Consider the following 24364-nt stretch of genomic DNA (forward strand, 5'->3'; position numbering starts at 1 on the left):
CGGCCAGCGCCTGCGGGGGTGCGGCCGCGATCAGGGCCGGTCGGAGTTGGAGACCGGCCCGTCTGCACCGGCGATGCGCCTGGCGCTGTGCAACCTTGCCAGTGCCAGGTACATCGCCGGGGTGGTGTGACCCCGACCCGGTTATGTAGATCCACGCCATGCGTGGATGAAGCCGCCCCGCTCAACGTCGCGCCCGTATCCTCGCCAGCGCCAGATACATGGCCGCGTGGTGTAGACAGTAGATCCACGCCATGCGTGGATGAAGCGGTCCCGCTCAACGTCGCGCCCGCACTCTCGCCAACGCCAGATACATCGCCGGTGTCGTGTACAACGTCAGCCACTGGCTGACCAGCAACCCGCCGACAATGGCGATGCCCAGCGGCTGCCGCAGCTCCCAGCCTTCGCCGTTGGCCAGCATCAGCGGCAGCGTGCCCAGCAGTGCCGCCAGCGAGGTCATCAGGATCGGCCGCAGGCGCAATCGCGCCGCTTCCATTACCGCATCGCGCGCGCTCAGCCCGCGACGCTCGCCGGCCAGCGCGAAGTCGACCAGCAGGATGGTGTTCTTCATCACCACGCCCACCAGCAGGAACAGGCCGAGCAGGGCGATCAGGTTCAGTTCGTTGCCGAATAGCCACAGCGCCAGCAACGCACCGATACCGGCCGACGGCAGCGTGGACAGGATCACCAAGGGCTGCAGGAAGCTCTCGTAGAGGATACCCAGCACCAGGTACACCGCCAGGGTGGCACCCAGCACCAGCCACAACTGGCGCGATCGCAGCTGCTCCAGACCACCGGCCTCGCCGGACAGCTTGGCCTGCACCGAGCGCGGCAGCATCAGTGTGGCCATCGCCGCATCAATGGCCTGCGTGGCCTGCTCCAGGCCCACGCCGGGTGCCAGCGCGAACTCGATCCAGATCGAGGCGAACTGCTCGCTGTGGTACACGCGGTCCGGCGCCATGCCATAGCGCCAGCTGGCGATGCTCGACAGCGGAATGCGCTGGCCGCCGCCATCGATCACCTGCAACCCTGCCAGCGTGCCCGGGTCTTGCGTGTGCTTCGGGTCCAGCTCCATGACCACCCGGTACTGGTTGAGGCTGTCGTACAACGTGGCGACCTGGCGCTGGCTGAAAGAGTTGTTGAGCATGTTGGCCACGGTGCGCAGGTCCACGCCGTGGCGCGCGGCGGCCTCGCGGTCGATGTCCAGCATCACCTGGCGCATGCCGGCCTCGCCCTGCGCTTCCACGTCCACCAGTTCCGGCAGGCCACGCAGCGCAGCAGCGACCTTCGGTGCCCATTGGCGCAATGGCGCGGTATCGGCCGACAGCAACTGGAACTCGTACTTGCCACTGCTACCCGCGCCTTCCAGGCGGATGTCCTGGTCGACCCACAGGTACAGGTTGCCGCCGGGCAACTTGGGCAGGCGTGCACGCAGGCGGTCGATCACCTGCTGGCTGGAGACGCCGCGCTCGGCCAGCGGCTTCATCTTGATCATGATGAAGGCGTTGTTGACCCCGTTGCTGCCACCGATATAGCCGATGATGTCCTCGATGGCCGGGTCGGACAGCAGCAGTTTGCGGTAGGCATCGATCTTCGGCTGCATCGCCTGGAAGGACAGGCCGTCATCGCCACGCGCGAAACCGCGCAGCTGTGCGGTGTCCTGCTGCGGCACGATGCCCTTGGGTACCTGCTGGAACAGCCACGCATTGAGTGCGATCACCGCCACGAAGGCCAGCAAGGGCCAGCGCAGGTGCTGCAGGCTGGCCTGCAGGGTGCGCAGATAGGCGCCACGCACGCGCTCGAACAGCGCATTGCTGCCGCGCTGCCAGCGCGAGGGCAGTTGTGCGTCATCGACGAACAGGCGCGCACACAGCATCGGCACCAGGCTGAGTGCCACCAGCACCGACACCGTCATCGCCGCCACCAGGGTCAGCGAGAATTCGCGGAACAGGCGCTCGACGAAATCGTCCAGGAACAGGATCGAGACGAACACCACGGCCAGCGCCAGGTTCATCGACAGCAACGTAGCGCCCACTTCCGACGCACCGCGTACCGCGGCCTGCCAGCGGTCGGCGCCCAGTTCGCGATGGCGCGCGATGTTCTCCAGCACCACGATGGCGTCGTCCACCACCAGTACCGCCGCCACGATCAGGGCCATCAGCGAGAGCGTATTGAGCGAGAAGCCCATCAGCGCGATCAACGCCAGCGTGCCGAACAGCACCACCGGAATCGCCACGCTGGGTACCAGTGCCACACGCCAGTGGCCGAGGAAGCCGAGCACCACCAGCACCACCAGCGCGATCGCCAGCAGCAGGGTCACTTCTGCTTCGTGCAGGGTGGCGCGGATCACCGGCGAGCGGTCCATCACCAGCCGCATGTCCACCGTGCCCGGCAGCAGGGCGTGCAGCTGCGGCAGCTGTGCCTGGATCGCATCGACGGTGGCGATGATGTTGGCACCCGGCTGGCGGCTGACGATCAGCAGGACGGCCGGGCGTTCGTTGTGGAAGCCACTGGCATAGCGGTCCTCCACGCCATCGGCGACGGCGGCGACATCGCCCAGCCGCAGCAGGCGGTCATCACTGGCCTTCAACGCCAGTTCCCGGTACTGCGCGGCCTGGCGCAGCTGCAGCGGCGCCTCCAGTTGCCAGTGCTGCTGCGCGCCTGCGACCGCACCCAGTGGGCGCACCGCGTTGGCGCGGCTGATCGCCTGCGTCACATCCTCCAGTGCCAGGCCCGCGTGATTGAGGGCATTCGGGTCCAGCGATACGCGAACCGCCGGCAGCGCGCTGCCGCCCACCTGCACTTCGCCCACGCCCGGCACCTGCGACAGCTTCTGTGCCAGCACGGTCGAACCTAGGTCGTACAGCTGTCCCGGCGAGAGCGTGTCCGAAGTCAGCGCCAGCGCCAGGATCGGCGCCTGCGACGGGTTGACCTTGCGGTACTGCGGCATGCCGGGCATGCCGCTGGGCAGCTGGCCGCGAGCGAGGTTGATCGCGGCCTGCACTTCGCGCGCGGCCTCGTCGATATCGCGGCCGAGCACGAACTTCAATTCGATCTCGGTCTGCCCCTGGGTGCTGGCTGAATCGATGCGCGAGATGCCGGGCAGGCTGCCCAACGCACGCTCCAGCGGCGTGGCCACGGTCGCCGCCATCGATTCGGGCGAGGCGCCGGGCAGGCTGGCGCTGACTTCAATGGCCGGATAGTCGACCTGGGGCAGCGGTGCCACCGGCAGCAGGCGCAGCGCCAGCAGGCCGGCCAGTACCAGCGCCACCGCCAACAGGAGGGTCGCCACCGGACGCTGCACGCAGGCCTGTGCCAGGCGTGCCACAGGGGTCATGCGCCGGCCTCGTCTGCTGTTGCCGGTGCCGCCGCGCGGCGACGCTGCAGACGGTCGAAGGCCAGGTAGATCACCGGCGTGGTGAACAGGGTCAACACCTGGCTGACCATCAGGCCACCCACCATCACCCAGCCCAGCGGCTGCCGCAGCTCGGCGCCCGAGCCAGTGGCCAGCATCAGCGGTACCGCGCCGAACAACGCCGCCAGGGTGGTCATCAGGATCGGCCGGAAGCGCAGCAGCGCCGCCTGGTGGATCGCTTCACGCGGACTCATGCCGCGCGTGCGCTGCGCGTCCAGCGCGAAGTCGATCATCATGATCGCGTTCTTCTTCACCAGGCCGATCAGCAGCACGATGCCGATCACCGCGATCAAATCCAGGCTGCGTCCGCTCACCCACAACGCAGCCAAGGCGCCCACGGTTGCCGAGGGCAGGGTGGAGAGAATGGTGATGGGATGGATGAAGCTCTCGTAGAGCACGCCCAGCACGATGTACATCACCACCACCGCCGCCAGTATCAGCCATAGCGTGCTCGACAGCGAGCTGCTGAAGGCCGCCGCCGCGCCCTGCAGGCGCAGCTCGATGCTTTGCGGCACTGCCACCTGCGCCTGCGCGGCATGTACCGCATCCACTGCTTCGCCCAGCGATGCGCCGGGTGCCAGGTTGAACGACAGCGTGGCCGCCGGGAACTGGCCGACATGGTTGCGCAGCAGCGCCGTCGGCCCCTGCTCGACGCGCGCCACCGCCCCCAGCGGCACGGTCTGGCCGTTGCTGCTGCGCACGCGCAGGCCGCTGATCGCCTCCGGCCCCGGTTGCCGCGCCGGATCAGCCTCCAGCACCACCCGGTACTGGCTGGCCTGGGTGAAGATGGTGGAGATCTGCCGTTGCCCGTAGGCGTCGTACAGTGCGTCGGCCACCGCTTCCACGCTCACGCCCAGACGTGCGGCGGCATCGCGGTCGATGCTCACCCTGGCCTGTCGGCCCTGCATCTGCAGGTCGCTGGCCACATCGTGCAGCGCCGGCGACTGGCGCAGCGCGTGCAGCAGCTTCGGTGTCCAGGTTTCCAGCGTCTGCAGGTCCGGCGTGGTCAGGGTGAACTGGTACTGGTTGCGGCTGATGCGGTCTTCGATGCCCAGCTCCTGCACCGGTTGCAGGTACAGGGTGATGCCGGGAATCCTCGCCACGCGCTGCTGCAGGCGTGCCATCACCACGTCGGCACTCTCGCGCTCGCCATGTGGCTTCAGTTCGATCAGCAGGCGGCCGGTATTGAGGGCCGCATTGTTGCCGTCCACGCCGATGTAGGAGGACAGGCTGGCCACGGCCGGGTCCTGTTCGATGGCCGTGGCCAGGGCAAGCTGGCGCTCGCGCATGGCCTGGAACGAGATCGCCTGCGGGGCTTCGCTGATGCCCTGCACCAGGCCGGCATCCTGCACCGGGAAGAAGCCCTTGGGCACGGCGAAGTACAGCGCCACGGTGAGCGCAAGCGTGGCCACCGTCGCCAGCAGCATCAGCGGCTGACGCTGCAGCACCCAGCGCAGCTGGCGGTCGTAGAGGGCGATGATGCGATCGAAGACGTCGCGCTTTGGGGTCGGAGCCCTGACGGGATCCGACCCCGCCAGGGTCAGATCCCCCTGGGGTTCTGACCGCTTGGCATGTGGTTTCAGGAAGCGCGCGCACAACATCGGCGTCAAGGTCAGCGACACCAGCAGCGAAATGCCGATGGCTACCGCCAGCGTCACCGCGAACTCATGGAACAGCGCGCCCACCAGGTCAGCCATGAACAGCAACGGGATCAGCACGGCGATCAGCGAGACCGTCAGCGATACCAGGGTGAAGCCAATCTCGCTGGCACCTTTCAGCGCCGCCTCGCGCGGGCCTTCGCCGTCTTCCAGGTGGCGGGCGATGTTTTCCAGCATCACGATCGCATCGTCCACCACGAAGCCGGTGGCAATGGTCAGCGCCATCAGCGTGAGGTTGTTGAGCGAATAGCCGGCCAGCAGCATCACCGCGAACGTACCGATCAGCGACAGTGGCACCGCCACGCTGGGAATCAGCGTGGCCGGCAGGTTGCGCAGGAACACCCAGGTCACCAGCACCACCAGCGCGATGGCCAGCACCAGTTCCTTCTGTACGCCGCGCACGGACGCACGGATCGATTCGGTGCGGTCGCTGAGCACGCTCATCTGCACGCCGGCCGGCAGCGTGGCCTGCAGCTGCGGCAGCAACGCACGCACCTGTTCGACCACGGCGATGACGTTGGCGCCGGGTTGGCGCTGGATGTTCACCAGTACCGCCGGGGTGGTGCCGCTCCATGCCGCCAGCTGGCGGTTCTCGGCGCCGTCGGTGATGGTGGCCACGTCGCCCAGCCGCAGCGGTGCGCCCTCGCGCCAGGCCAGCACCAGCGCGCGGTACTCGGCCACGCTGCGCATCTGGTCGTTGGCATCGAGCATCACCGCGCGGATCGGACCATCGAAGCTGCCCTTGGGCAGGTTGACGTTGGCGGCGGCGATCGCGGTGCGGATGTGGTCCATGCCCAGGTTGTTGGCGGCCAGCGCGCCCGGGTTGACCTGGATGCGCACGGCGGGGCGCTGGCCACCGGCCAGGCTGACCAGACCGACACCGGGCAGCTGTGCCAGCCGCTGCGCGATGCGGGTGTCGACCAGATCGTGCACCTGCGGCAGCGACAGGCCCTGCGAAGTCACCGCCAGGGTCAGGATCGGCGTGTCGGCCGGATTGACCTTGCGGTACACCGGCGGCACCGGCAGATCACCGGGCAGGACGCTGCCGGCCGCGTTGATCGCCGCCTGCACGTCCTGTTCGGCCACGCCCAGCGACACCTCCAGGCCGAACTGCAGGGTGATCACCGAGGCGCCGCCGGAACTGGTGGACGACAGCTGTTTCAGGCCGGGAATCTGCCCGAGCTGGCGCTCCAGCGGCGCAGTGATGGTGCGCGTGGTCAGCTCCGGGCTGGCACCGGGATACAGCGTGGTGATCTGGATGATCGGGTAGTCGACCTGCGGCAGCGCCGCCACCGGCAGCAGGCGATAGGCCAGTACCCCGGACAGCAGCAGCGCCACCATCAGCAACGTGGTGGCGACCGGGCGCAGGATGAAGGCGCGCGAGAGATTCATGCGCCGGCCTTGGGCGATGCCTCCTCGGTGATGATCTCCACCGTGGTGCCGTCTTCCAGTCCGTCGATGCCTTCGATCACCACCTTGTCACCGGCTACCAGGCCGGAACGCACCGCAACGCGACCGTCATCGGCCGGGCCGAGCACCACCGTGCGCCGTTGTGCCTTGTTGTTCTTGTCGATGATGTGCACGTAGCTGCCCTGGCTGCCGAACTGCACGGCGGCATCGGGAACCAGCAGCGCGGGATGCTTACCCAGCTGCAGGCGCACATTGACGAACTGGTTGGGGAACAGCGCCTGATCGGCATTGTCGAACTGCGCGCGCAGCTTCAGCGTGCCGGTGGCGGTATCGATGCGGTTGTCGACGCTGGACAGGGTGCCGCTGGCGAGCTGCCGACGTTCTTCACGGTCCCAGCTCTCCACCGCCAGCGCCGGCTGCGCCTGTACGGCATCGAGCAGCGCGGGAAGCTCTGGTTCGGGCACGGTGAACAGCACGCTGATCGGCGCCGTCTGCGCCAGCGTGACCAGGCCTTCGGTGTCGCTGGCGTGCACCAGGTTGCCTACGTCCAGCCGGCGCAGGCCGACGCGGCCGCTGACCGGGGCGACGATGCGGGTGTACTGCAGCTGCAGTCGCGCTTCGTCCACCGATGCCTGGTCGCTGAGGCGACGCCCCTGCAGTTGCCGCACCTTGCTCTGCTGGTCGCTCAGTTCCTGCGCGGACACGTAGTTCTGGCGCTGCAGTTCGCGGTAGCGTTGCAGCTGGCGCTCGGCATTCTCCAGCTCGGCCAGGTTCTGCTGCTGCGTACCCTGCGCGTGCGCAAGCTTCACCTGGTAGGGGCGGGGATCGATCTGCGCCAGCAGGTCACCGGCCTTGACCTGCTGACCCTCCTGGAAATGCAGGCGCATCAGCTCGCCATCCACGCGGCTGCGCACCACCACGCTGTGCAGCGGGGTGACCGTACCAACCGCCTTCATCCGCAGCACCAGTGGTTCGGCACTGGCGCGGGCGATGCGTACCGGCACTGCCTTGCCGGCACCAGCTTGTTCGCCACCGTCCGCCTCGGCCTGCGGCCACAGCCACCACGCCAGGCCAGCGACAAGGGCAAGGCCGGCAACGACCAACAGCGGGCGGGCACGGCGAAAGCGGGAGTTTTCGGCGACAGACATGGGGCATCCTGCGCCCTGCGCGCACGCAGGGTCATGCGGGCCCGTCGGCACCACGAAGGGCCACGGGCAGCGGGGGAGGGGGATTGTCTGGCGGGGCCGCGGACGCGGCGTGGCTGGATGCCGTCGCGCGTGCGACGGGGCGCCAATGGTAGCGGTTTACGTGGGCCGTCGCCGCGTGACCTTGGTCATGCAGCCCAGCCGGAAATGCCGGCCAGCGGCCGGCAGTACCGTCAAGGGGTCAATGCACTTCGTCGTGGTACACGAACTTCGGCATTTCCCAGCGGTAGTGGATCGCCAGCAGGCGCACCGCGAACCCTCCGCCCAGGCAGCACAGGATCGCCGTGGCATCGGCCACGCCCCAATGCAGCAACAGCAGATACACCGCACCGGTCAGCAGCGAGATGATCGCGTACAGCTCTTTCTGGAAGATCAGCGGCACCTCGTTGCAGAGGATGTCGCGCAGCACGCCGCCGAAGGCGCCAGTGAGCATGCCGGCGATCAGCACGATCGGCAGCGCATGGCCGGCCTCGCGCGCGATCGAGCAGCCGATCAGGGTGAAGGCGATCAGGCCCAGCCCGTCCAGCACCAGGAAGGTGCGGCGGAAGTGATGCATCCAGCGCGCTACCCAGGTGGCGATCAGCGCCGCGCACACGGTGAAGCCCAGGTACTCGGGGTGCTTCACCCAGCCCAGCGGATAGTGACCGAGCAGGATGTCGCGCAGCGAACCGCCACCGAGGGCGGTGACGCAGGCGATCATGACCACCCCGAACAGGTCCATGCGGCGGCGGCCCGCAGACAGGGCACCGGTCATGGCTTCGGCGGAAATGGCGATCAGGTAGATGATGGACAGCAGCATGGGACAGGCTCCGGGCGCGGTGGGGCCGGCCATGCGCGACCACCGCCATTGCCTGCGCAATGACGGGATGACGATGACCGGTGCCGCTCCCGCTGTCCTTTTGCCTGAGAGTTCAGCGGCGTGAGCCGCGTGCCCCTTCGGCGGATCGTCCCGGGCATGCCCGGTGACCTCTCTCCAGCTCGGCGAGTCGAATGCATGGTTGGTGGGATTCCAGCCCACCGGCCTGAGCGATCATGGGAGCCTGCGCCTTCGGCGGGCGCCAGCGCGGCGCCTCTCTCCTGCATTCGGGCGCCAGTATATCCGCTGCAGTGCAGCACGGCATAATCCGACCATGGTTTCGCCTTCCCGCCCGTGGTTCCTGTACCTGCTCGAATGCCGCGACGGCAGCTATTACGCCGGCATCAGCACCGACGTGCAGGCCCGTTTCGCCGCCCACCAGGCCGGCAAGGGGGCACGCTACACGCGGTCGCGCCCGCCGCTGCGGGTCTTGGCGGTACGTGAATACCCGGACAGGGCAGCGGCCTCACGCGCCGAATGGGAGCTCAAGCAGCAGCCGCGCGAGCGCAAGCTGGCCTGGCTGCAGGCGCCGGCCGAGGCTGTTCTGTAGAGCCGAGCGTGGGCTCGGCTCTACAACATCGCCGGTAGATCCACGCCATGCGTGGATGGGGCGCATCCGGCCATGCCATGATCGCCCAGCCCTCAGCGCTGGAGACCCGGATGTCCACCGTTGCCCTGTTGTTCGCGCTTTCCGCAGCGGCAAGCCGCGCTGCCGATGCCACCACCATCGCCGCCATCGAAGCGACCTGCCACGACTACGTCGACGGACAGCTGGAAGCCGACCCGCAGCGCGTCGCCCGTTCCCTGCACCCGGACCTGGCCAAGCGCGCGGTACTCGGTGATACGCCCGACGAACGCCTCGGCCTGCGCCGGATGTCGAAGGAAGAACTGGTTGCGTTGACGAAACAGGGCGCGTTGAAGACCCCGAAGGATCAATGGGATCGCCGCTGCACGGTACTGGACGTGACCGGCAATGCGGCGTCGGTGCGGCTGGAAACGCCGTGGTTCGTCGACTACTTCCACATGGGCCGCTTCGACCAGCGCTGGGTCATCGTCAACGCGCTGTGGTACCCGAAGCCGAAGTAGAGCCACGCCACGCGTGGCTACGCTCCATGCAGCCTGCACAGCAATTCATCCACGCATGGCGTGGATCTACTGTGTCGGTCGAGGACGCGCCCGCGGCACTACCTATCGCGAAGATTTCTGCCGGACATGAGCGGGCGCCCAGCGGCCCGATGGAGCAGTAGAGCCACGCCACGCGTGGCTACGCTCCATGCAGCCTGCACAGCAATTCATCCACGCATGGCGTGGATCTACTGTGTCGGTCGAGAGGTCACCCACGGCAGTACCTACCGCTTCGGTCGCCGGTCGTCCTGGTCATCACCGAAGATGATGCGCGCGCTGCGCTGGTAGCTCCAGTACGCCACCGCCCAGTTCAACAGCACCACGACGCGGTTGCGGAAGCCGATCAGGAAGAACACGTGCGCGGCCAGCCAGAACCACCAGGCCAGCACACCGGACAGCTGCAGCTTGCCCAGGTGCACGATCGCAGCCATGCGGCCGATGGTGGCCAGGTTGCCGAAGTCGGCGTACTTGAACGGCCCCGGCGCGGGCTTGTCGTGCAGGCGTGCGCGAAGCGTTTCCGCCACGTGCTTGCCCATCTGCTTGGCGGCCGGGGCCACGCCCGGTACCGGCTTGCCGTTGGCCTGGCTCAGCGCGGCCAGGTCGCCGGCCACGAACAAGTCGGGATGGCCGGGCAGGGTCAGGTCGGGCTGCACCGGCACGCGTCCGGCGCGGTCCAGCGGCACGTCCAGCGTGCGCGCCAATGGCGAGGCGGCCACGCCGGCGGCCCAGACCACGGTGCGTGCGGGCACGAACTGATCGCCCAGTTTGAAGCCCTGTCCATCGATGTGGCTGACCGGCGTGCCGGTCATCACTTCCACGCCCAGCTTTTCCAGCTGCCGGCGTGCCTTCAGCGAAAGCACTTCAGGGAAGGTCGACAACACGCGCGGACCGGCCTCGACCAGCCGCACCTTGGCGCTGGCCGGATCGATGTGGCGGAATTCATTGCGCAGCGTATGCCGGGCGATTTCAGCGAGGGTGCCAGCCAGCTCGACGCCGGTCGGACCACCACCCACCACCGCAAAGCTCAGCCATGCGGCTTTCTTTGCCGGGTCCGGCTCGGCCTCGGCGCGTTCGAACGCCAGCAGCAGCTTGCGGCGAAGGGCGATGGCATCGTCCAGTGTCTTCAGGCCAGGCGCATCGTCGGCCCATTCGTCATGGCCGAAGTAGGCGTGGGTGGCGCCGGTGGCCAGCAGCAGGCTGTCGTAGTCCAGCGTGCTGCCGTCGGCCATGCGCACCTGGCGGGCTTCCTTGTCGATGGCCACCACTTCGCCCAGCCGCACCTCCACGTTGCGCTGGTGGCCAAGGATGTGGCGCAGCGGTGCGGCGATATCCGGCGCAGACAGTCCCGCGGTGGCCACCTGGTACAGCAGCGGCTGGAACAGGTGGTGGTTGCGACGGTCGACCAGGGTGATGCGTATGCGTTCGCGGGCCAGCGCACGGGTGGCCCACAGGCCGGCGAAACCGCCGCCGACAACGACCAGGTGGGGGACGCGATCACGACTCATCGACTCACTCCAGGGGGGCATGGGGGAAGTGCCTGGCATCTTCGCATGGCCGGTCCTTGTCACGTCAGCGTGCATCCGGATCGGCGATACTCGGGTTCAGGCAACTGCCCGTGAGGAGTCCATGAGCGAACCGGAAAAGCGCATCGCCCTGTTGATCGACGCCGACAATGCGCCGGCCTCGAAGATCGACGAGGTCCTGGCCGAAGTCGCCCGCTATGGCGTGGCCAACGTGCGCCGTGCCTATGGCAACTGGAAGAGCCCACGGTTGAAAGGGTGGGAGGCGGTGCTGCACGAATACGCGATCCGGCCGATCCAGCAGTTTGCCTACAGCAAGGGCAAGAACGCGTCGGACATGGCGATGGTGATCGACGCGATGGATCTGCTGTACGCGCGCAACCTCGATGGCTTCGCGATCGTGTCCAGCGATGCCGACTTCACCCCGATGGTGATGCGCCTGCTGACCGACGGCGTGAAGGTCTATGGCTTCGGCGAAAAGAAAACCCCGGAACCCTTCGTCAACGCATGCTCGAAGTTCACCTATCTGGAAGCGTTGGGCCAGACCCATGCCAGCGTGCAGGATGTGGAGCTGGCATCGAACGAACCATCATCGAATGAACAGGCGCCCAGCGAACAGGCGGGCAGCGACGATGCGCGCCCGCGCAAGAGCGGCGCGGAAATGCGCAGCGATACACGTCTGGTGAAGATGTTGCGGCGTGCGGTGTCCTCGGCAGAGGGCGAGGATGGCTGGTCGCACCTGGGCCCGGTCGGCAGCCAGATCGGCAACCAGGCCTCGTTCGATCCGCGCAATTACGGCTACGGCAAACTCAGCGACCTGCTGGCCGCGATCGGTCTGTTCGAACTGAAGAAGGACGGTAAATCCTCCTACGTGCGCGCGCTGCCGAAGAAGAACCGGTAACGCCGGAAAACGCCGGTGCAAAGCAGGGCCGAGCCACGCTCGGCTGCTTTCCGCACGCGCTACAGCGCGCGTGCGTCGGACCCCGCGTAGCCCGCAGCAAAGCCATCGGCGAAATCCTCAACTCCGTTGAATGCCAGCAGCAACAGCCCGGCACACAGCAGCATGTTGCGGTTGGATCGGCGGTACCCGAGCACCAGCGCCACCAGCCCTGCTGCCAGCAGAACGTAATTCACTGCATCCCATGCGGTCATGCCATTTCTCCTTGTGGATCGGCGTATCGTAGCGGCTCCGCGCCCGCTTGGCGCAGCGCTGCACGCAAGGAAATCCGCATGTTGAAGATCTGGGGTCGCCGCAATTCCAGCAACGTCCGCAAGGTGCTGTGGTGTGCCGAGGAAATCGGCCTGCCGTACGAGTCCATCGAAGTGGGTGGCAGCCACGGTGGCACGCAGTCGCCGGAGTATGTGGCGATGAACCCGAACGGGCTGGTGCCGGTGATCGAAGACCACGGCCTGCCGCTGTGGGAATCGAACACCATCGTGCGCTACCTCAGTGCGCGCTATTCGCTGGGCACGCTGTATGCCGAAGATCCGATGGAGCGCGCACAGGCCGAGAAGTGGATGGACTGGAGCACCTCGCGGATGGCGCCCCTGTACTCCGAACTGATCTGGGGGATCATGCGCACCGCGCCGGCCGACCGCGATGAGGCGCGCATCAATGCGGCGATCGTGCGTGCCGGTGATTTCCTGGCGCTGCCCAACGCGACCCTGGCCACGCAGCCGTGGCTGTCGGGCGAGAAATTCGCCATGGGTGACATCGCCCTGGGCTCGTTGATCTACGCGTGGTTCGAGCTGCCGATCCAGCGCCCGGACCTGCCGCACCTGGCCGACTGGTATGCACGCCTGCGCGAGCGCCCGGCGTACCAGCGCGGCGTGATGTCACCGATGACGTAAGCGAAGGGGCGACGTTCGGGGTCAGAGCCCTTTTCTGCGAAAAGGGATCCGACCCCAAGCCATCCAGGGCTCTACAGTAGTGCCGAGCCATGCCCGGCAGCGCTCTGCCAGATCAATACAGGTCGGTCGGATCCACATCCAGCGACCAGCGCACCTTGCGTGCCTCCGGCAGCGCGTACAACTGCGGCACCAGCTGTGCCAGCACCCCATGCAGCGGTGGCCGCTGCGCTGCCGACAACAACAACTGCGTGCGCTGGTAGCCGGCACGGCGTGGCATCGGTGCGGGCATCGGCCCATAGGCCTCCACCACGTTCTGCTCGCCCAGCAGTTTCCGCGCAGCCAGCAGGAAGGCATTGGCATGCTCCAGCTGCTGCGCTTCGGCGCGCATCAGCGCCAGGTGCGCGAACGGTGGAAAACCCGCCGCCTCGCGCTGGTTCAATTCGGCCTGCGCGAACGGGTGGTAGCCACCGTTCACCAGCGTCTCCAGCAGCGGATGACCCGGGTGATGGGTCTGCAGCCACACTTCGCCCGGATCGCGCGCGCGACCGGCGCGGCCGGCTACCTGGATCAGCTGCTGCGCCAGTTTTTCGCTGGCGCGGAAATCGGCCGAGAACAGGCCTTCGTCGATGCCCACCACCACCACCAGGGTCAGCTTGGGCAGGTCGTGGCCCTTGGCCAGGATCTGCGTGCCGACCAGGATGCCGGGCTCGTTGCCCAGCTTGGCCAGCTGCTGCTCCAGCGCATCGCGACGGGCGGTGGTGCCGCGGTCGATGCGTACCACCGGGAACTCGGCGAAGGCACTGACCAGGTGTTCTTCCAGCCGCTCTGTGCCGATGCCCTGCGGCTGCAGCGCCAGGCTGCCACAGGCGGGGCAGGCCAACGGCGCCGGCTGCCGCGCACCACAGTGATGGCATTGCAGGCGACGACCACCGCCATGCACGGTCATCGGTGCATCGCAGCGGTTGCAGGGCGCGGTCCAGCCGCAGTCGTGGCACAGCAGCACCGGCGCATAGCCGCGCCGGTTCTTGAACACCAGCACCTGCTGGCCACGCTGCAGGTGTTCGCCGATGCCGGCCAGTACGTCGGCGGAAAGGCCATCGCGCAGCGGACGCTTGCGCACATCGAGGATGCGCACGCGCGGCGGTCGGGCATCACCGGCGCGCTGCTTCAGGCGCAGGTGCGCATAGCGGCCGGCGTAGGCGTTGTGCAGGGTTTCCAATGAGGGCGTGGCGCTGCCCAGCAGTACCGGAACGCCCTGCGCCTTGGCCCGCACCAATGCGAAATCGCGTGCGTGGTAGCGGATGCCGTCCTGCTGCTTGTAGCTGCCGTCGTGCTCTTCGTCGACGATCAGCAGGCCCGGCTGCGGCAGCGGGATGAACACCGCCGAACGCGTACCCACGATCACCCGTGCTTCGCCGCGCGAGGCCGCGGCCCAGACCCGCGCGCGCTCGTTGTCGGTCAGCCCCGAGTGCAGCGCGTGCACGGCAATGCCGAGACGGCCGCGGAAGCGTGCCAGGGTCTGCGGGGTCAGGCCGATCTCGGGCACCAGCACCAGCGCCTGCCTGCCCTGCGCCAGGCAATGAATAATCGCCTGCAGGTAGACCTCGGTCTTGCCGCTGCCGGTCACCCCGTCCAGCAGGAAGGCCTGGAAGCTTTCGGCGGCGGTGATCGCGGCCACGGCCTCGGCCTGCTCCGCATTGAGGGTGGGGCCGGGCAGGGGCTGAGCGTGCTGCGGCGCCACGCTCAAGGCGATGCGCTCGGCCAGCTCGCGCTTGCCCAGGCTGCGTGCGGCCACCCGCCAGTCCGGCATGCGCGCGGACAGGACATCTTCGTCCACCACCGCCTCGGCCAGCAGCTCGGCCAATTGCCGTGGTCGGCTGCCGGCGCGCAGCTTTTCGCGCTGGGCATGGCCCTCCGGTGTCAGCTGCCAGCCCCAGTGATGGGTATCGGGCAGCGGCTCGCCGTGCCGTAGCGGGCCGGGCAGGGCGGTGCTCACTACCTCGCCCAGCGGGGCGTGGGTATAGCGGACCAGCCACTGCAGGCTCTGCCACAGCTCACCCTGCAGCAGCGGCGCCACGTCACACCAGGCCAGCGCCTGGCGCAGCCCCTGGCTGTCCTCGGCCTGCCCGTGGCCGGCCACCACGCCGATCAGTTCGCGGTTGCCGAACGGCACCTTCAGCCGGCAGCCGATCGCCACCGTCGGGCCCTCGCCCTGCGGCGGCAGGTAATCGAACAGGCGCGGCAGGGGGACGGGCAGGGCGACCTGCAGGGTCGGGACAGGGCCGGATTCAGGGGCGAGCATCGACTCAGTGTAACGGCCCGTGCGAGGGCGCATGGCAGAGGCAGATGCGACTGGCATGCCCTCCAGCGAATCATAAATGTCACCTAAATATCGGTGTCTATTGGAGATTCAGTCTTATCCACATCTTCTGTGGATAAGTCTGTGCGTTAGCGGCTCGTGGCGCCGCATGAGGCCGATGGCGACGGCCTCACGCTTGGGTTGGTCAAAAAATAGCCACACTTTAAATGCAATGAAAATCAACAACTTAAGTGTGAAACATTGCTGAAACAGGGTGAATTCAGCCATTCATCGAGGAATGGCCCGGTTCCCGCGTGGTGCTGTGCACAACCTGCAGCAGAAAGCGTCTGCAATCGCAAGTCCTGCCGGGCAGCGATGGGCTGCCGCTATCATGCCGGCAGACCTTTGGAGTGACCGATGACGGCTGTGCCCGCCCCTGTTTCCTCGACCGCGGCCGGCGCGCTGTCGGCATTTCTGCGTGGCGTCGAACGCCGTGCCCTGGTCGTGGCCGAGCTGCAGTGCGGTGACCCCGCCCGTGCCGAGCAGACGCTGGTGGCGGTGATGCGTGCCTTCGCCGCGGTCGCCAGCGACCTGCCGATGGCGCAGTGGCCCGGCCGCTTCTGGACCCTGCTGGGCCAGCGCCAGGCACTGCGAGAGCCGGCCACCGGCCAGTGGCCGCCGTCGCTGGCCGCGCTGGGCGACATGGCCCCCCTGCCGCGGCTGGCCCTGCTGCTGCGGGTGGGCGGCAGCCTGGACGAGGGCATCGCCACACGCGTTCTGGATGTCGACGAGGAGGGCTACCAAGGCCTGCTGGCCACGGCCTGCCCACGCGACGCCACTGGCCAGCCCGACGCCGCTGCATGGCGGACCCTGGCCGAACAGGTGCAGCTGCGTATCCGCGACCTGCCGGCCAAGCGCCTGCAGCAGCTGCAGCAACCGTCCGCGCCAGCGGCCAACAACCAGGCGCCTGCTTCCAGCTGGCGTGCACCGCCGCGCGACGAACGCGCGCCCGCCAGCGGCAAGCGTCGCCGCGCCAATGCCAAGCCGCGCTGGCGTGGCCCGGTGATCCTGTTGATCACCGTGGCGGTGCTGCTGTTGGCCGCGCTGGGCTGGCGCCACTGGCAGGGCCGTGCGCTGACCGCCGATGGCCCGCTCCCCGAGGGCGTGGTGGGCGAGGCCGGACCGGTCACCGTCGAGCCGCTGCCCGCCAGCGATGTGCGCCCCACTGCGGGCAGCGATACGCAGGCCAGCGAAGATGCCGCCATGCTGGCCGACCGCGATTACCCGCTGCTGGCCGAGGCCGACATGCATGCCTGGAGTGCCGCCGGTGGCCCGTTGCCGGTGGACGAATCACAACCCAAGCCGACCCGCCCGGAGCCGGTCGGCGCAGCGCTGGAAACCTCGGCTGCCGATGAATAAGCACCTCTTCGCCGGCCTGCTGCTGGCCATGCCGCTGTCGCTGGCTGCCGCTCCGCAATCAGTGAACGTACCGCTGCCAGCACCCTCGGCAACACCGTCGGCGGCTGCGCCCGCGCCCACTGCGGCGGCGGCATTCGCGCAGCTCGATCCCGCCCAGCAACGCCAGCGTCGCAGCGACTACGCCGCGTGGCGGGCACTGCCAGAGGGGGAGCGCGAACGCATCCGCCAGGCCGCCGCCCGCTTCGCCGCGTTGCCGGTCGATCAGCAGCAGCGCCTGCGCACGCGGTTCCAGGCACAGGACCAGGCCTTCCGCGAAGGCTGGCGGCTGGGCCCGCAACTGGGTGCTGAATTTCCCAAGCTGCATGGCCTGTTCGGCTTCGTGCCGCCGCAACAGCGCGACGCGGTCCTTGCCGTGCTGCGCCAGCTGAGCCCGGCGCAGCTGGCGCAGTTGGCCCTGGTCGCCCAGCGCACACCGCCGCAGGAACGCGACAGCGTACGCAGCGCATTCCTCACCGTCCCTGCCGCCGAACGCGACACCTGGCTCAAGCGCCAGGCCGGGCAGTAAGCAAAAGGGGAGGGAGGGAACTACGTCATTTCTGGCCCGACTGTGCCTGATACGACTTGATTCCCTCCGTCCCCTTCATGGGGCAGTCATGGGAATGACCGCCCAGCGCGCGTAAGATGGCCGGCCGCAACCCGGTGCCTGTGCCCTTCGCGCGCAACCGTAGTTCGCGTCAAGCACCTTATGTCTACTGCAACCTCCACGCCGCGCTTCAGCAAGGAAGTCGGCGCTACCGGTCTGCTTGCCCTGCCGCTTGTGCTCGGGCACGTCTCCACCGGTCTGATCTCCTTCGTCGACAACGTGATTGCCGGCCACCATGCGACCTCCACCCTGGCCGCAGTGACCATCGGCACTGCGCTGCTGTGGCTGCCGATGCTGATCCCGATCGGTACGCTGATCTCACTCACCGCCTCGGTGTCGCAGCTGCATGGCGCCGGCCGTGAGCGCGAGATCGGCCCGCTGTTCCGGCAGGCGCTGTGGCTGGCGCTGGGCCTGGGCCTGATCATGTTCACCTTCCTCACCGTGGTGCCGCCGCTGCTGCCGGCCTTCGGCATCGCGCCGGATATCGTGCCCGGCGCAACGGCGTTCCTGCATGCGGTGCGCTGGGGTGGCCCGGCGCTGACGCTGTACTTCTGCATGCGCTATCTCAGTGAAGGCATGCATTGGACGCTGCCGACCATGCTGCTTGGTTTTGGCGGCCTGCTGGTACTGGCGCCGATGGGCTACGTGCTGGCCAACGGCAAGCTGGGCTTCCCGGAAATGGGCGCCGAAGGCCTGGGCATCGCCTCGGCGGTGATGATGTGGCTGCAGGCGATCGCCTTCGGTACCTACCTGTGGTTCACCAAGCGCTTTGTCCACCTGCAGCTGTTCTCGCATTTCGAGGGACCGCGCTGGTCAGCGATCTGGGACCTGCTGCGCACCGGCCTGCCGATCGGCATCACCGTGCTGATGGAAGGTGGTCTGTTCATCGTCACCGCATTGCTGATCGGTCGCCTGGGCGCCAATGAAGCGGCCGCGCACCAGATCGCGATCAACGTGGCGCAGCTGTGCTTCATGATCCCGATGGGTGTGGCCGAGGCGACCACCGTGCGGGTCGGCCATGCGGTCGGCCGTGGCGATGGCTTCGGCGTGCGCCGCGCGGCGTGGGCCGGCTACGCGATCATCATGGGTACGCAGACGCTGTCGGCGGCGGCGCTGCTGTTTGGCCACGACGCCATCGTCGGTGTCTACACCAACGACCTGGCCGTGGCCGGGCTGGCCTCGACCCTGCTGCTGTACGCGGCCACCTTCCAGTTCCCCGATGGCATCCAGGTGCTGTCGGCCGGCGCGCTGCGCGGACTGAAGGACACCCGCGTGCCGATGTTCATCGCCATGTTCGCCTATTGGGGCCTGGGCATGCCGCTGGGCGCCGGCCTCGGCCTTGGCCTGGGCATGGGCCCGCAGGGCATGTGGATCGGCCTGATCGTGGGCCTGACCGCGGCGGCAATCCTGATGGGCTGGCGCCTGAGCCGCAGCAGCAAGCGCATCGGCCAGTCCACGCTGGCCTGACATCACGCCGGTCCAGGGCAACCGTGACCGGCGATCCCCTGACTTGTGTCCGATGCTGCCTCACGCGGCACCGGCTATGCTGTCACCACGGCAAGAAGCCATCCGGAGTGCTCCATGAACCAACCCGTGCCGCCGCTGCCCCCGGCGAACCGCAATCCAGTCGCCAGCTTCTTCATCGGGCTGTGGGACGTGATGAATTTCACCCGCCGGTTGATCCTCAACCTGGTGTTCTTCGGCCTGTTGCTGCTGGTGCTGGTGATGTTCATCGTCGCTGCTGGCATGGGCGCAGGTGCCAGCAAATCGCTGCAGGACCGCACCACCCTGGTGATCGCGCCGGAAGGCCGCCTGGTCGAGCAGTACAGCGCCGATCCGGTCAGCCGCGCGCTGGCCAAGGCCGTTGGTGACAACGGTGCCGAGGAAGTGCAGCTGCGCGATCTGATCCGGGTGATCGAGAGCGCGCGCGATGACAAGAAGATCGAGCGGGTGGTGCTGGAGCTGGACAAGCTGCAGCCGTCTGGATTCGCCTCGCTGCGCGAAGTGTCCGCTGCGCTGCAGGACCTGCGCGCTTCGGGCAAGCAGCTGGTCGCCTTCAGCGAGAGCATGGGGCAGTCGCAGTACCTGCTGGCCGCACAGGCCGACGAGGTCTACCTGGACCCGATGGGGTCGGTGGTGCTGGAAGGCCTGGGTCGCTACCGCCAGTACTTCCGCACCGGCCTGCAGGACAAGCTGGGCGTGGACGTGCATCTGTTCAAGGTGGGCGAGTACAAGTCGGCCGCCGAGCCGTACGTGCTCGACGCGGCGTCGCCGGCCTCCAAGGAAGCCGATCTGTTCTGGATGAACGATGTGTGGCAGCGCTACCTCGGCGACATCGCCAAGGCCCGCCGCCTGGATCCGGCGCAGCTGGCGGCCGGTATCGATACCCTGCCTGAAGGTGTGGCTGCCGCTGGCGGCGACCTGGCCAAGTTCGCCCTGCAGCAGAAGCTGGTGACCGCGCTGAAGACCCGCGAGGAATTCGAGGATCTGATGATCGAGCGCGGCGTGGCCGATGAAGACGCCGACGGTGGCTTCCGCAACATCGATTTCGGCACCTACATGGCCCAGCTCGATGCGCGCCGCAACCCGGTTGATTCGCGTCCGCAGGTCGCGGTGGTGGTGGCCTCCGGTGAAATCAGCGGCGGCGATCTGCCGGCCGGCCGCATCGGTGGTGAATCGACGTCGGCGCTGCTGCGTGCGGCGCGCGACGATGACGACGTCAAGGCCGTGGTGCTGCGCGTGGATTCTCCGGGTGGCGAGGTCTACGCCTCCGAGCAGATCCGTCGCGAAGTGGTGGCCCTGCAGGCCGCCGGCAAGCCGGTGGTGGTGTCGATGGGCGACCTCGCTGCGTCCGGTGGTTACTGGATCAGCATGAACGCCGATCGCATCTATGCCGACCCGTCGACGATCACCGGTTCGATCGGCATCTTCGGCATGATCCCGAACTTCAGCCGTGCGCTGGACAAGTTCGGCGTGCACACCGATGGCGTCGGCACCACCCGTTTCGCCGGTGCCTTCGATGTCACCCGGCCGATGGACCCGGCGGTGGGCCAGGTCATCCAGTCGGTGATCAACAAGGGTTATGCCGATTTCACCGGCCGTGTCGCCGAGGCCCGCAAGAAGCCGGTCGAGGCGATCGATGAAGTGGCCCGTGGACGTGTCTGGAGCGGTGCGCAGGCCAAGGAACGCGGTCTGGTCGACGCCTTCGGTGGCCTGAAGGATGCCGTGGCTGATGCTGCCGGTCGGGCCAAGCTGGGTGCGACCGACAAGTACCGTGTGCGTTACATCGAGAAGGCGGCGACGCCGTTCGCGCAGTTCGTCAGCGGCTTCGCCGGCAGCCACGCCGGCGCCTGGATGCTGGCCGATTCCGGCGTGGGCCGGATGATGCTGGCGCGCACGATGCCGGAAATCGATACCCAGCTGCGCTTCGTCGAGAACGCGGCCCGCGAGAAGGGCAACGGTGCACCGGTGAAGTCCCTGGCGTATTGCTTCTGCGGGTTCTGATGCCCGATCAGCGATGTCCACGCGTGGCGTGGATCTACTGAACGCACAACGCCCGGCCTTGGCCGGGCGTTGTTGCATGTGGGCATCTACTGCGCGTCGGCCTCTGCCTTGCGCTCGCGTTCGGCCGCCTCGTCCATGGTTTTCTGCACGCCTTTGGCGCGGTCCAGGGGGTGATTGACTGCCTTGGCCAATGCCTGCGGTTCCGGTGGTCGTTCCGGATTCGGCGGTGCAGGGCGCTGGCACCCGGCCAGCACGACGGCCGACAGCAGGACGGGAATCAGTACGCGCATGGCAGCTCTCCACGAGGGATGTGGGGCCAGTGTCGCATCACGGGCGGGAGACGCTCGTGAGCGCGTATCCTTGCCGCATCGAAACACAGTGGGCGCGGCCCCGGAGGACATATGACCCAGCAACGGTGGCGCCTGGATGGGCAGACGGCGCTGATCACCGGTGCCAGCGCCGGTATCGGCCTGGCGATCGCACATGAACTGGCCGGTCTCGGCGCCGATCTGATGATCGTCGGCCGCGACCTGGATATGCTGGAGAGTGCCCGCGACGAGCTGCTGGATGTGTATCCGCAGCACCAGGTGCACGCATTGGCCGCCGATGTGTCCGACGACGAAGACCGCCGGCAGATCCTGGACTGGGTCGAGGACCACGCCGACGGCCTGCACATCCTGGTCAACAATGCCGGTGGCAACATCACCAAGCCCGCCACGGAGTATTCCGAAGACGAGTGGCGCGGCATTTTCGAGACCAATCTGTTCTCGGCGTTCGAGCTGTCGCGCTATGCGCATCCGTTGCTCGCGCGCCACGCGTCGTCAGCCATCGTCAACGTCGGCAGCGTGTCCGGCTTGACCCATGTGCGCAGCGGCGTGGTCTATGGCATGACCAAGGCGGCGATGCACCAGATGACCCGCAATCTCGCCGTGGAGTGGGCCGAGGACGGCATCCGGGTCAACGCGGTGGCGCCGTGGTACATCCGCACCCGTCGCACCTCCGGCCCGCTGTCCGATACCGACTACTACGAGGAAGTGATCGGGCGCACGCCGATGCGGCGCATCGGTGAGCCGGAGGAAGTGGCCTCGGCCGTGGGCTTCCTGTGCCTGCCGGCGTCGAGCTATGTCACCGGCGAATGCATCGCGGTGGATGGCGGCTTCCTGCGTTACGGGTTCTGACGACGCCCGCTCGCTGGCCTCACTGCGGCACCGGGCAGTTGCTGGCTTCCAGTACGGCCTGCAGGCGCTCACGTTCGCTGCGCGCCGTCGGCTGATTCTCCGGTGCGGCGAACCGCTCGCGACCCCGTGCATCGCGGAAGCGCTGCTGCCAGCTGCCACAGCGCTGTGCTTCGGCAACTTCGGTGCAGCGATCGCGGACCACTTCGCAGCTGGCGGCGTTGACCGGTGTTGCCCCGCCCAGGCCCTGTACGTTCAACAGTTCGCAATGGCCAGGTGCGGCTTCGTACTCATGCAGGTACGCGCTTCCCTCGTTGCTGAGGCATTGATAGATCGCCGGCAGCGGTGGCTTTGGCGCGGCGTTGTCATCCGCCGCCGTGGCGTCGCTCGAACGTGGCAGCATCGCGCTGTCGAGTATGGCGTCGCCGCCTTCGTGCTCGACCATGCGTGCTTCCATGATCGTTCGGCCCTCACGTGGCTGTGTGGCTGCAGGCTCGGCGGCGGCGTCCACGGACGGCACCGCTGCAGGCGGCGGAGTGGGGCTGTTCTGCACCGGCGCGACCGGTGGCGCCGGCGCAGGCGCAGGGACGCGCTGGATCTGCTGGCGGGTACCAGCGGGGCAGGGGGTGCGTTGCAGCGTGGGAACATCGCTGCTGCCCATGCAGCGGTAGATCACCATGTCATCGGCCAACGCGCTGCCGGGCAGCAGGCCGATGGCCAGCCAGATCAGTTTTCTCATCATGCGTGCAGCCTACAGCCGTGGCCGATGCGCTGGTAGTTGCCAACCCTGGTTGGCACTGCTGTCTGCCAGCGCCCACCAAGGTGGGCCTCTACCAAAGCGCGCGGCACAACCCCCGGCGCGGGGCTCAGCGGCCGCAATCCTGCGCCAGCCGTGCATCGATGCCGCGCTGCTCGTTGCTGATCGCGGTGCGCTCGCTCTGCAGGGCACTGTTGTAGCGCCGGTCCAGTTCCCAGCGACGATCACGCAGGCGTGCGCACACTTCCTGCGGTGGCAGCGCGTGGCAGGTGTCGCGGACCAGGATGTTGCCGGCAGGCACGTTGACACCGACGCCCACCGACGGCGGACGATAGACCGGTGGTCGACCACCGATGGAGGCACCGATGGTGCTGCCGCTACCGGCCGGGCGCGGCCCTGGATGCGGTCCGGGTCGCCCGCCGCCAGGATGGCCATGCGGATACCAGACCGTGGTCCACAGCGGCACCCAGCGCGGATTCCCCTCATTGTTGTCGCTGGTGTAGCGATCGCCGTCTTCACTCACGCATTCGTACATCGGCTGCGGCGGCTGGATGTAGACATGGCGCACTTCGCGCTCGCGCATCGGCGGTGTCTGCGCTGGCGCAGGCACTGCGGCGTCGGTGCTGACCACCCGCGGCGGCGGGTCGCGTGGGCGTTGCAGGTCGCGCACTTGCTGGCGACCGGCCGTGCAGGGCTTGTCCTGCAGGGCGACGGCACCATTGCTGCCGACGCAGCGGTAGACTCGCACGTCGTCAGCGGCAAATGCCGGCAACGGCAGCAGCAGGGCCAGGCACAGGACAGGGCGCAGCAGGGTCATGGGCGCAGCGTGCGCGATCGGCAACCCTGATGCAATCGACCTGTCAGGAGCGCAGTACGTTGCCACTGAGCGCGTCGCGGATCGGCGTGGGTTGGGCCAGGCCGCCGGTCTGCCCATCGAGGATGCCGTCGAGCAGGCGCAGCAGGCGTGGGTCCAGCTCTTCGCGGCTGCGCGCGGGTGGCTCGCCGGCAAGGTTGGCGCTGGTAGAGACCAGAGGGCCACCCCAGGCCTGGCACAGTGCCGCGACCAAGGGGTGGGCGCTGATCCGTACCGCGATGCCGCTGTGTTCGCCGGTGATCCAGTCGGGGGCGCGTGCACCGGCGGGCAGGATCCAGGTGTTGGCGCCGGGCCAGCTGGCAAGCACCGCGCGCTGGCGTGCATCGGGCAGCGCCTGCAGGCGCACCCAGCCCTGCAGCTGCGACAGTTCCGCGGCCACCAGGATCATGCCTTTCTCGATCGGGCGCTGCTTCAGCCGCAGCAGCAGGTGCACCGCTGCCTCATGCGAAGGGTCGCAGCCCAGGCCCCAGACGGCTTCGGTCGGGTAGGCGATCACCCCGCCACTGCGGAGCGTGGCGACTGCGGTGTCCAGTGTGAGTTCTTTCATGGCGGCGACCGGGCCCGGCGTGGGCCTTCATTATCCCCCCGCTGCGTGCACAACGGGTGGAGCAGTGGGTGCGGACCGTTGGTCCGCACACCTCGGCAGATCATCCACG

General features: G+C 67.8%; 20 protein-coding genes and 2 riboswitches. Of the genes, 9 read left to right on the forward strand and 11 right to left on the reverse strand.

Features of this window, described 5'->3' with window-relative positions; all coding sequences use genetic code 11:
- Positions 1–274: 274 nt before the first annotated feature.
- From AC13GI_RS12320 to AC13GI_RS12335, 4 genes are all read right to left on the reverse strand, one after another.
- Positions 275–3334, reverse strand: a complete 3060-nt coding sequence (locus tag AC13GI_RS12320) for an efflux RND transporter permease subunit (RefSeq protein ID WP_482996396.1) — start codon at positions 3332–3334, stop codon at positions 275–277.
- Entirely contained in the window at positions 3331–6462 is a 3132-nt protein-coding gene (locus AC13GI_RS12325) for a multidrug efflux RND transporter permease subunit (protein ID WP_482996397.1), read from the reverse strand. Before AC13GI_RS12325 ends, AC13GI_RS12320 begins: the two co-directional genes overlap by 4 nt.
- Positions 6459–7628 (reverse strand): MdtA/MuxA family multidrug efflux RND transporter periplasmic adaptor subunit, encoded by a 1170-nt coding sequence (locus AC13GI_RS12330; protein WP_482996398.1) that lies wholly within the window; start codon positions 7626–7628, stop codon positions 6459–6461. Before AC13GI_RS12330 ends, AC13GI_RS12325 begins: the two co-directional genes overlap by 4 nt.
- 238 nt (positions 7629–7866) lie before the next feature.
- Entirely contained in the window at positions 7867–8484 is a 618-nt protein-coding gene (locus AC13GI_RS12335) for a trimeric intracellular cation channel family protein (protein ID WP_032952083.1), read from the reverse strand.
- A gap of 82 nt (positions 8485–8566) precedes the next feature.
- Positions 8567–8672, reverse strand: a riboswitch (glycine riboswitch).
- A gap of 13 nt (positions 8673–8685) precedes the next feature.
- A riboswitch (glycine riboswitch) is annotated at positions 8686–8775 on the reverse strand.
- Positions 8776–8815: 40 nt separating this feature from the next.
- Between AC13GI_RS12335 and AC13GI_RS12340 the strand changes: the two genes are divergently transcribed.
- The gene (locus AC13GI_RS12340; RefSeq protein WP_099820506.1) at positions 8816–9091 is read left to right on the forward strand and encodes a GIY-YIG nuclease family protein; all 276 of its coding nucleotides are present in this window, start codon (positions 8816–8818) and stop codon (positions 9089–9091) included.
- Between the two features lie 110 nt (positions 9092–9201).
- On the forward strand, positions 9202–9627 hold the full coding sequence (locus tag AC13GI_RS12345; RefSeq protein WP_482996399.1) for a nuclear transport factor 2 family protein: 426 nt from the start codon (positions 9202–9204) through the stop codon (positions 9625–9627).
- A 263-nt stretch (positions 9628–9890) separates the two neighbouring features.
- Here the strand turns inward: AC13GI_RS12345 and AC13GI_RS12350 are convergent, their stop codons facing one another.
- On the reverse strand, positions 9891–11171 hold the full coding sequence (locus AC13GI_RS12350) for an NAD(P)/FAD-dependent oxidoreductase (protein WP_482996400.1): 1281 nt from the start codon (positions 11169–11171) through the stop codon (positions 9891–9893).
- A gap of 121 nt (positions 11172–11292) precedes the next feature.
- Here AC13GI_RS12350 and AC13GI_RS12355 point away from each other — a divergent pair, with 121 nt between their 5' ends.
- Positions 11293–12087, forward strand: a complete 795-nt coding sequence (locus tag AC13GI_RS12355; RefSeq protein ID WP_482996401.1) for an NYN domain-containing protein — start codon at positions 11293–11295, stop codon at positions 12085–12087.
- A gap of 59 nt (positions 12088–12146) precedes the next feature.
- Here the strand turns inward: AC13GI_RS12355 and AC13GI_RS12360 are convergent, their stop codons facing one another.
- Positions 12147–12338 carry a hypothetical protein gene (locus AC13GI_RS12360; protein ID WP_100462249.1) on the reverse strand — a complete coding sequence of 64 codons (192 nt, stop codon included), beginning with the start codon at positions 12336–12338 and terminating at the stop codon, positions 12147–12149.
- Between the two features lie 78 nt (positions 12339–12416).
- Here AC13GI_RS12360 and AC13GI_RS12365 point away from each other — a divergent pair, with 78 nt between their 5' ends.
- Positions 12417–13037 (forward strand): glutathione S-transferase family protein, encoded by a 621-nt coding sequence (locus AC13GI_RS12365; protein ID WP_482996402.1) that lies wholly within the window; start codon positions 12417–12419, stop codon positions 13035–13037.
- A 112-nt stretch (positions 13038–13149) separates the two neighbouring features.
- Here the strand turns inward: AC13GI_RS12365 and AC13GI_RS12370 are convergent, their stop codons facing one another.
- Positions 13150–15339 (reverse strand): primosomal protein N', encoded by a 2190-nt coding sequence (locus AC13GI_RS12370; protein WP_482996403.1) that lies wholly within the window; start codon positions 15337–15339, stop codon positions 13150–13152.
- A 414-nt stretch (positions 15340–15753) separates the two neighbouring features.
- On the opposite strand from AC13GI_RS12370, the gene AC13GI_RS12375 reads away from it, so the two are divergent.
- The 4 genes from AC13GI_RS12375 to sppA all read left to right on the forward strand — a co-directional run bounded on the left by AC13GI_RS12375 (position 15754) and on the right by sppA (position 20902).
- On the forward strand, positions 15754–16755 hold the full coding sequence (locus AC13GI_RS12375) for a hypothetical protein (RefSeq protein WP_099820512.1): 1002 nt from the start codon (positions 15754–15756) through the stop codon (positions 16753–16755).
- The gene (locus tag AC13GI_RS12380; RefSeq protein ID WP_482996404.1) at positions 16748–17320 is read left to right on the forward strand and encodes a DUF3106 domain-containing protein; all 573 of its coding nucleotides are present in this window, start codon (positions 16748–16750) and stop codon (positions 17318–17320) included. Before AC13GI_RS12375 ends, AC13GI_RS12380 begins: the two co-directional genes overlap by 8 nt.
- Before the next feature lie 180 nt (positions 17321–17500).
- Positions 17501–18865: an MATE family efflux transporter gene (locus AC13GI_RS12385; protein ID WP_482996405.1), complete on the forward strand. Its 1365-nt coding sequence runs from the start codon at positions 17501–17503 to the stop codon at positions 18863–18865.
- A 114-nt stretch (positions 18866–18979) separates the two neighbouring features.
- Entirely contained in the window at positions 18980–20902 is a 1923-nt protein-coding gene (gene sppA / locus AC13GI_RS12390) for a signal peptide peptidase SppA (protein ID WP_099820514.1), read from the forward strand.
- Positions 20903–20988: 86 nt separating this feature from the next.
- Here sppA and AC13GI_RS12395 read toward each other — a convergent pair whose 3' ends face one another.
- The gene (locus tag AC13GI_RS12395) at positions 20989–21192 is read right to left on the reverse strand and encodes a hypothetical protein (protein ID WP_099820515.1); all 204 of its coding nucleotides are present in this window, start codon (positions 21190–21192) and stop codon (positions 20989–20991) included.
- A 111-nt stretch (positions 21193–21303) separates the two neighbouring features.
- Between AC13GI_RS12395 and AC13GI_RS12400 the strand changes: the two genes are divergently transcribed.
- Complete coding sequence (locus AC13GI_RS12400) at positions 21304–22080, forward strand: SDR family oxidoreductase (RefSeq protein ID WP_025879399.1); 777 nt, start codon at positions 21304–21306, stop codon at positions 22078–22080.
- A gap of 19 nt (positions 22081–22099) precedes the next feature.
- Here AC13GI_RS12400 and AC13GI_RS12405 read toward each other — a convergent pair whose 3' ends face one another.
- The 3 genes from AC13GI_RS12405 to tsaC form a co-directional block, all read right to left on the reverse strand.
- Positions 22100–22816 (reverse strand): hypothetical protein, encoded by a 717-nt coding sequence (locus AC13GI_RS12405; RefSeq protein WP_482996482.1) that lies wholly within the window; start codon positions 22814–22816, stop codon positions 22100–22102.
- Positions 22817–22943: 127 nt separating this feature from the next.
- A complete protein-coding gene (locus AC13GI_RS12410) occupies positions 22944–23651 on the reverse strand; it encodes a DUF4124 domain-containing protein (protein WP_482996406.1) in 708 nt (235 codons plus the stop codon).
- Between the two features lie 43 nt (positions 23652–23694).
- Complete coding sequence (gene tsaC / locus AC13GI_RS12415; protein ID WP_180165391.1) at positions 23695–24255, reverse strand: L-threonylcarbamoyladenylate synthase type 1 TsaC; 561 nt, start codon at positions 24253–24255, stop codon at positions 23695–23697.
- Between the last annotated feature and the right edge of the window lie 109 nt (positions 24256–24364).

The organism is Stenotrophomonas sp. 82F1, from assembly GCF_056861525.1.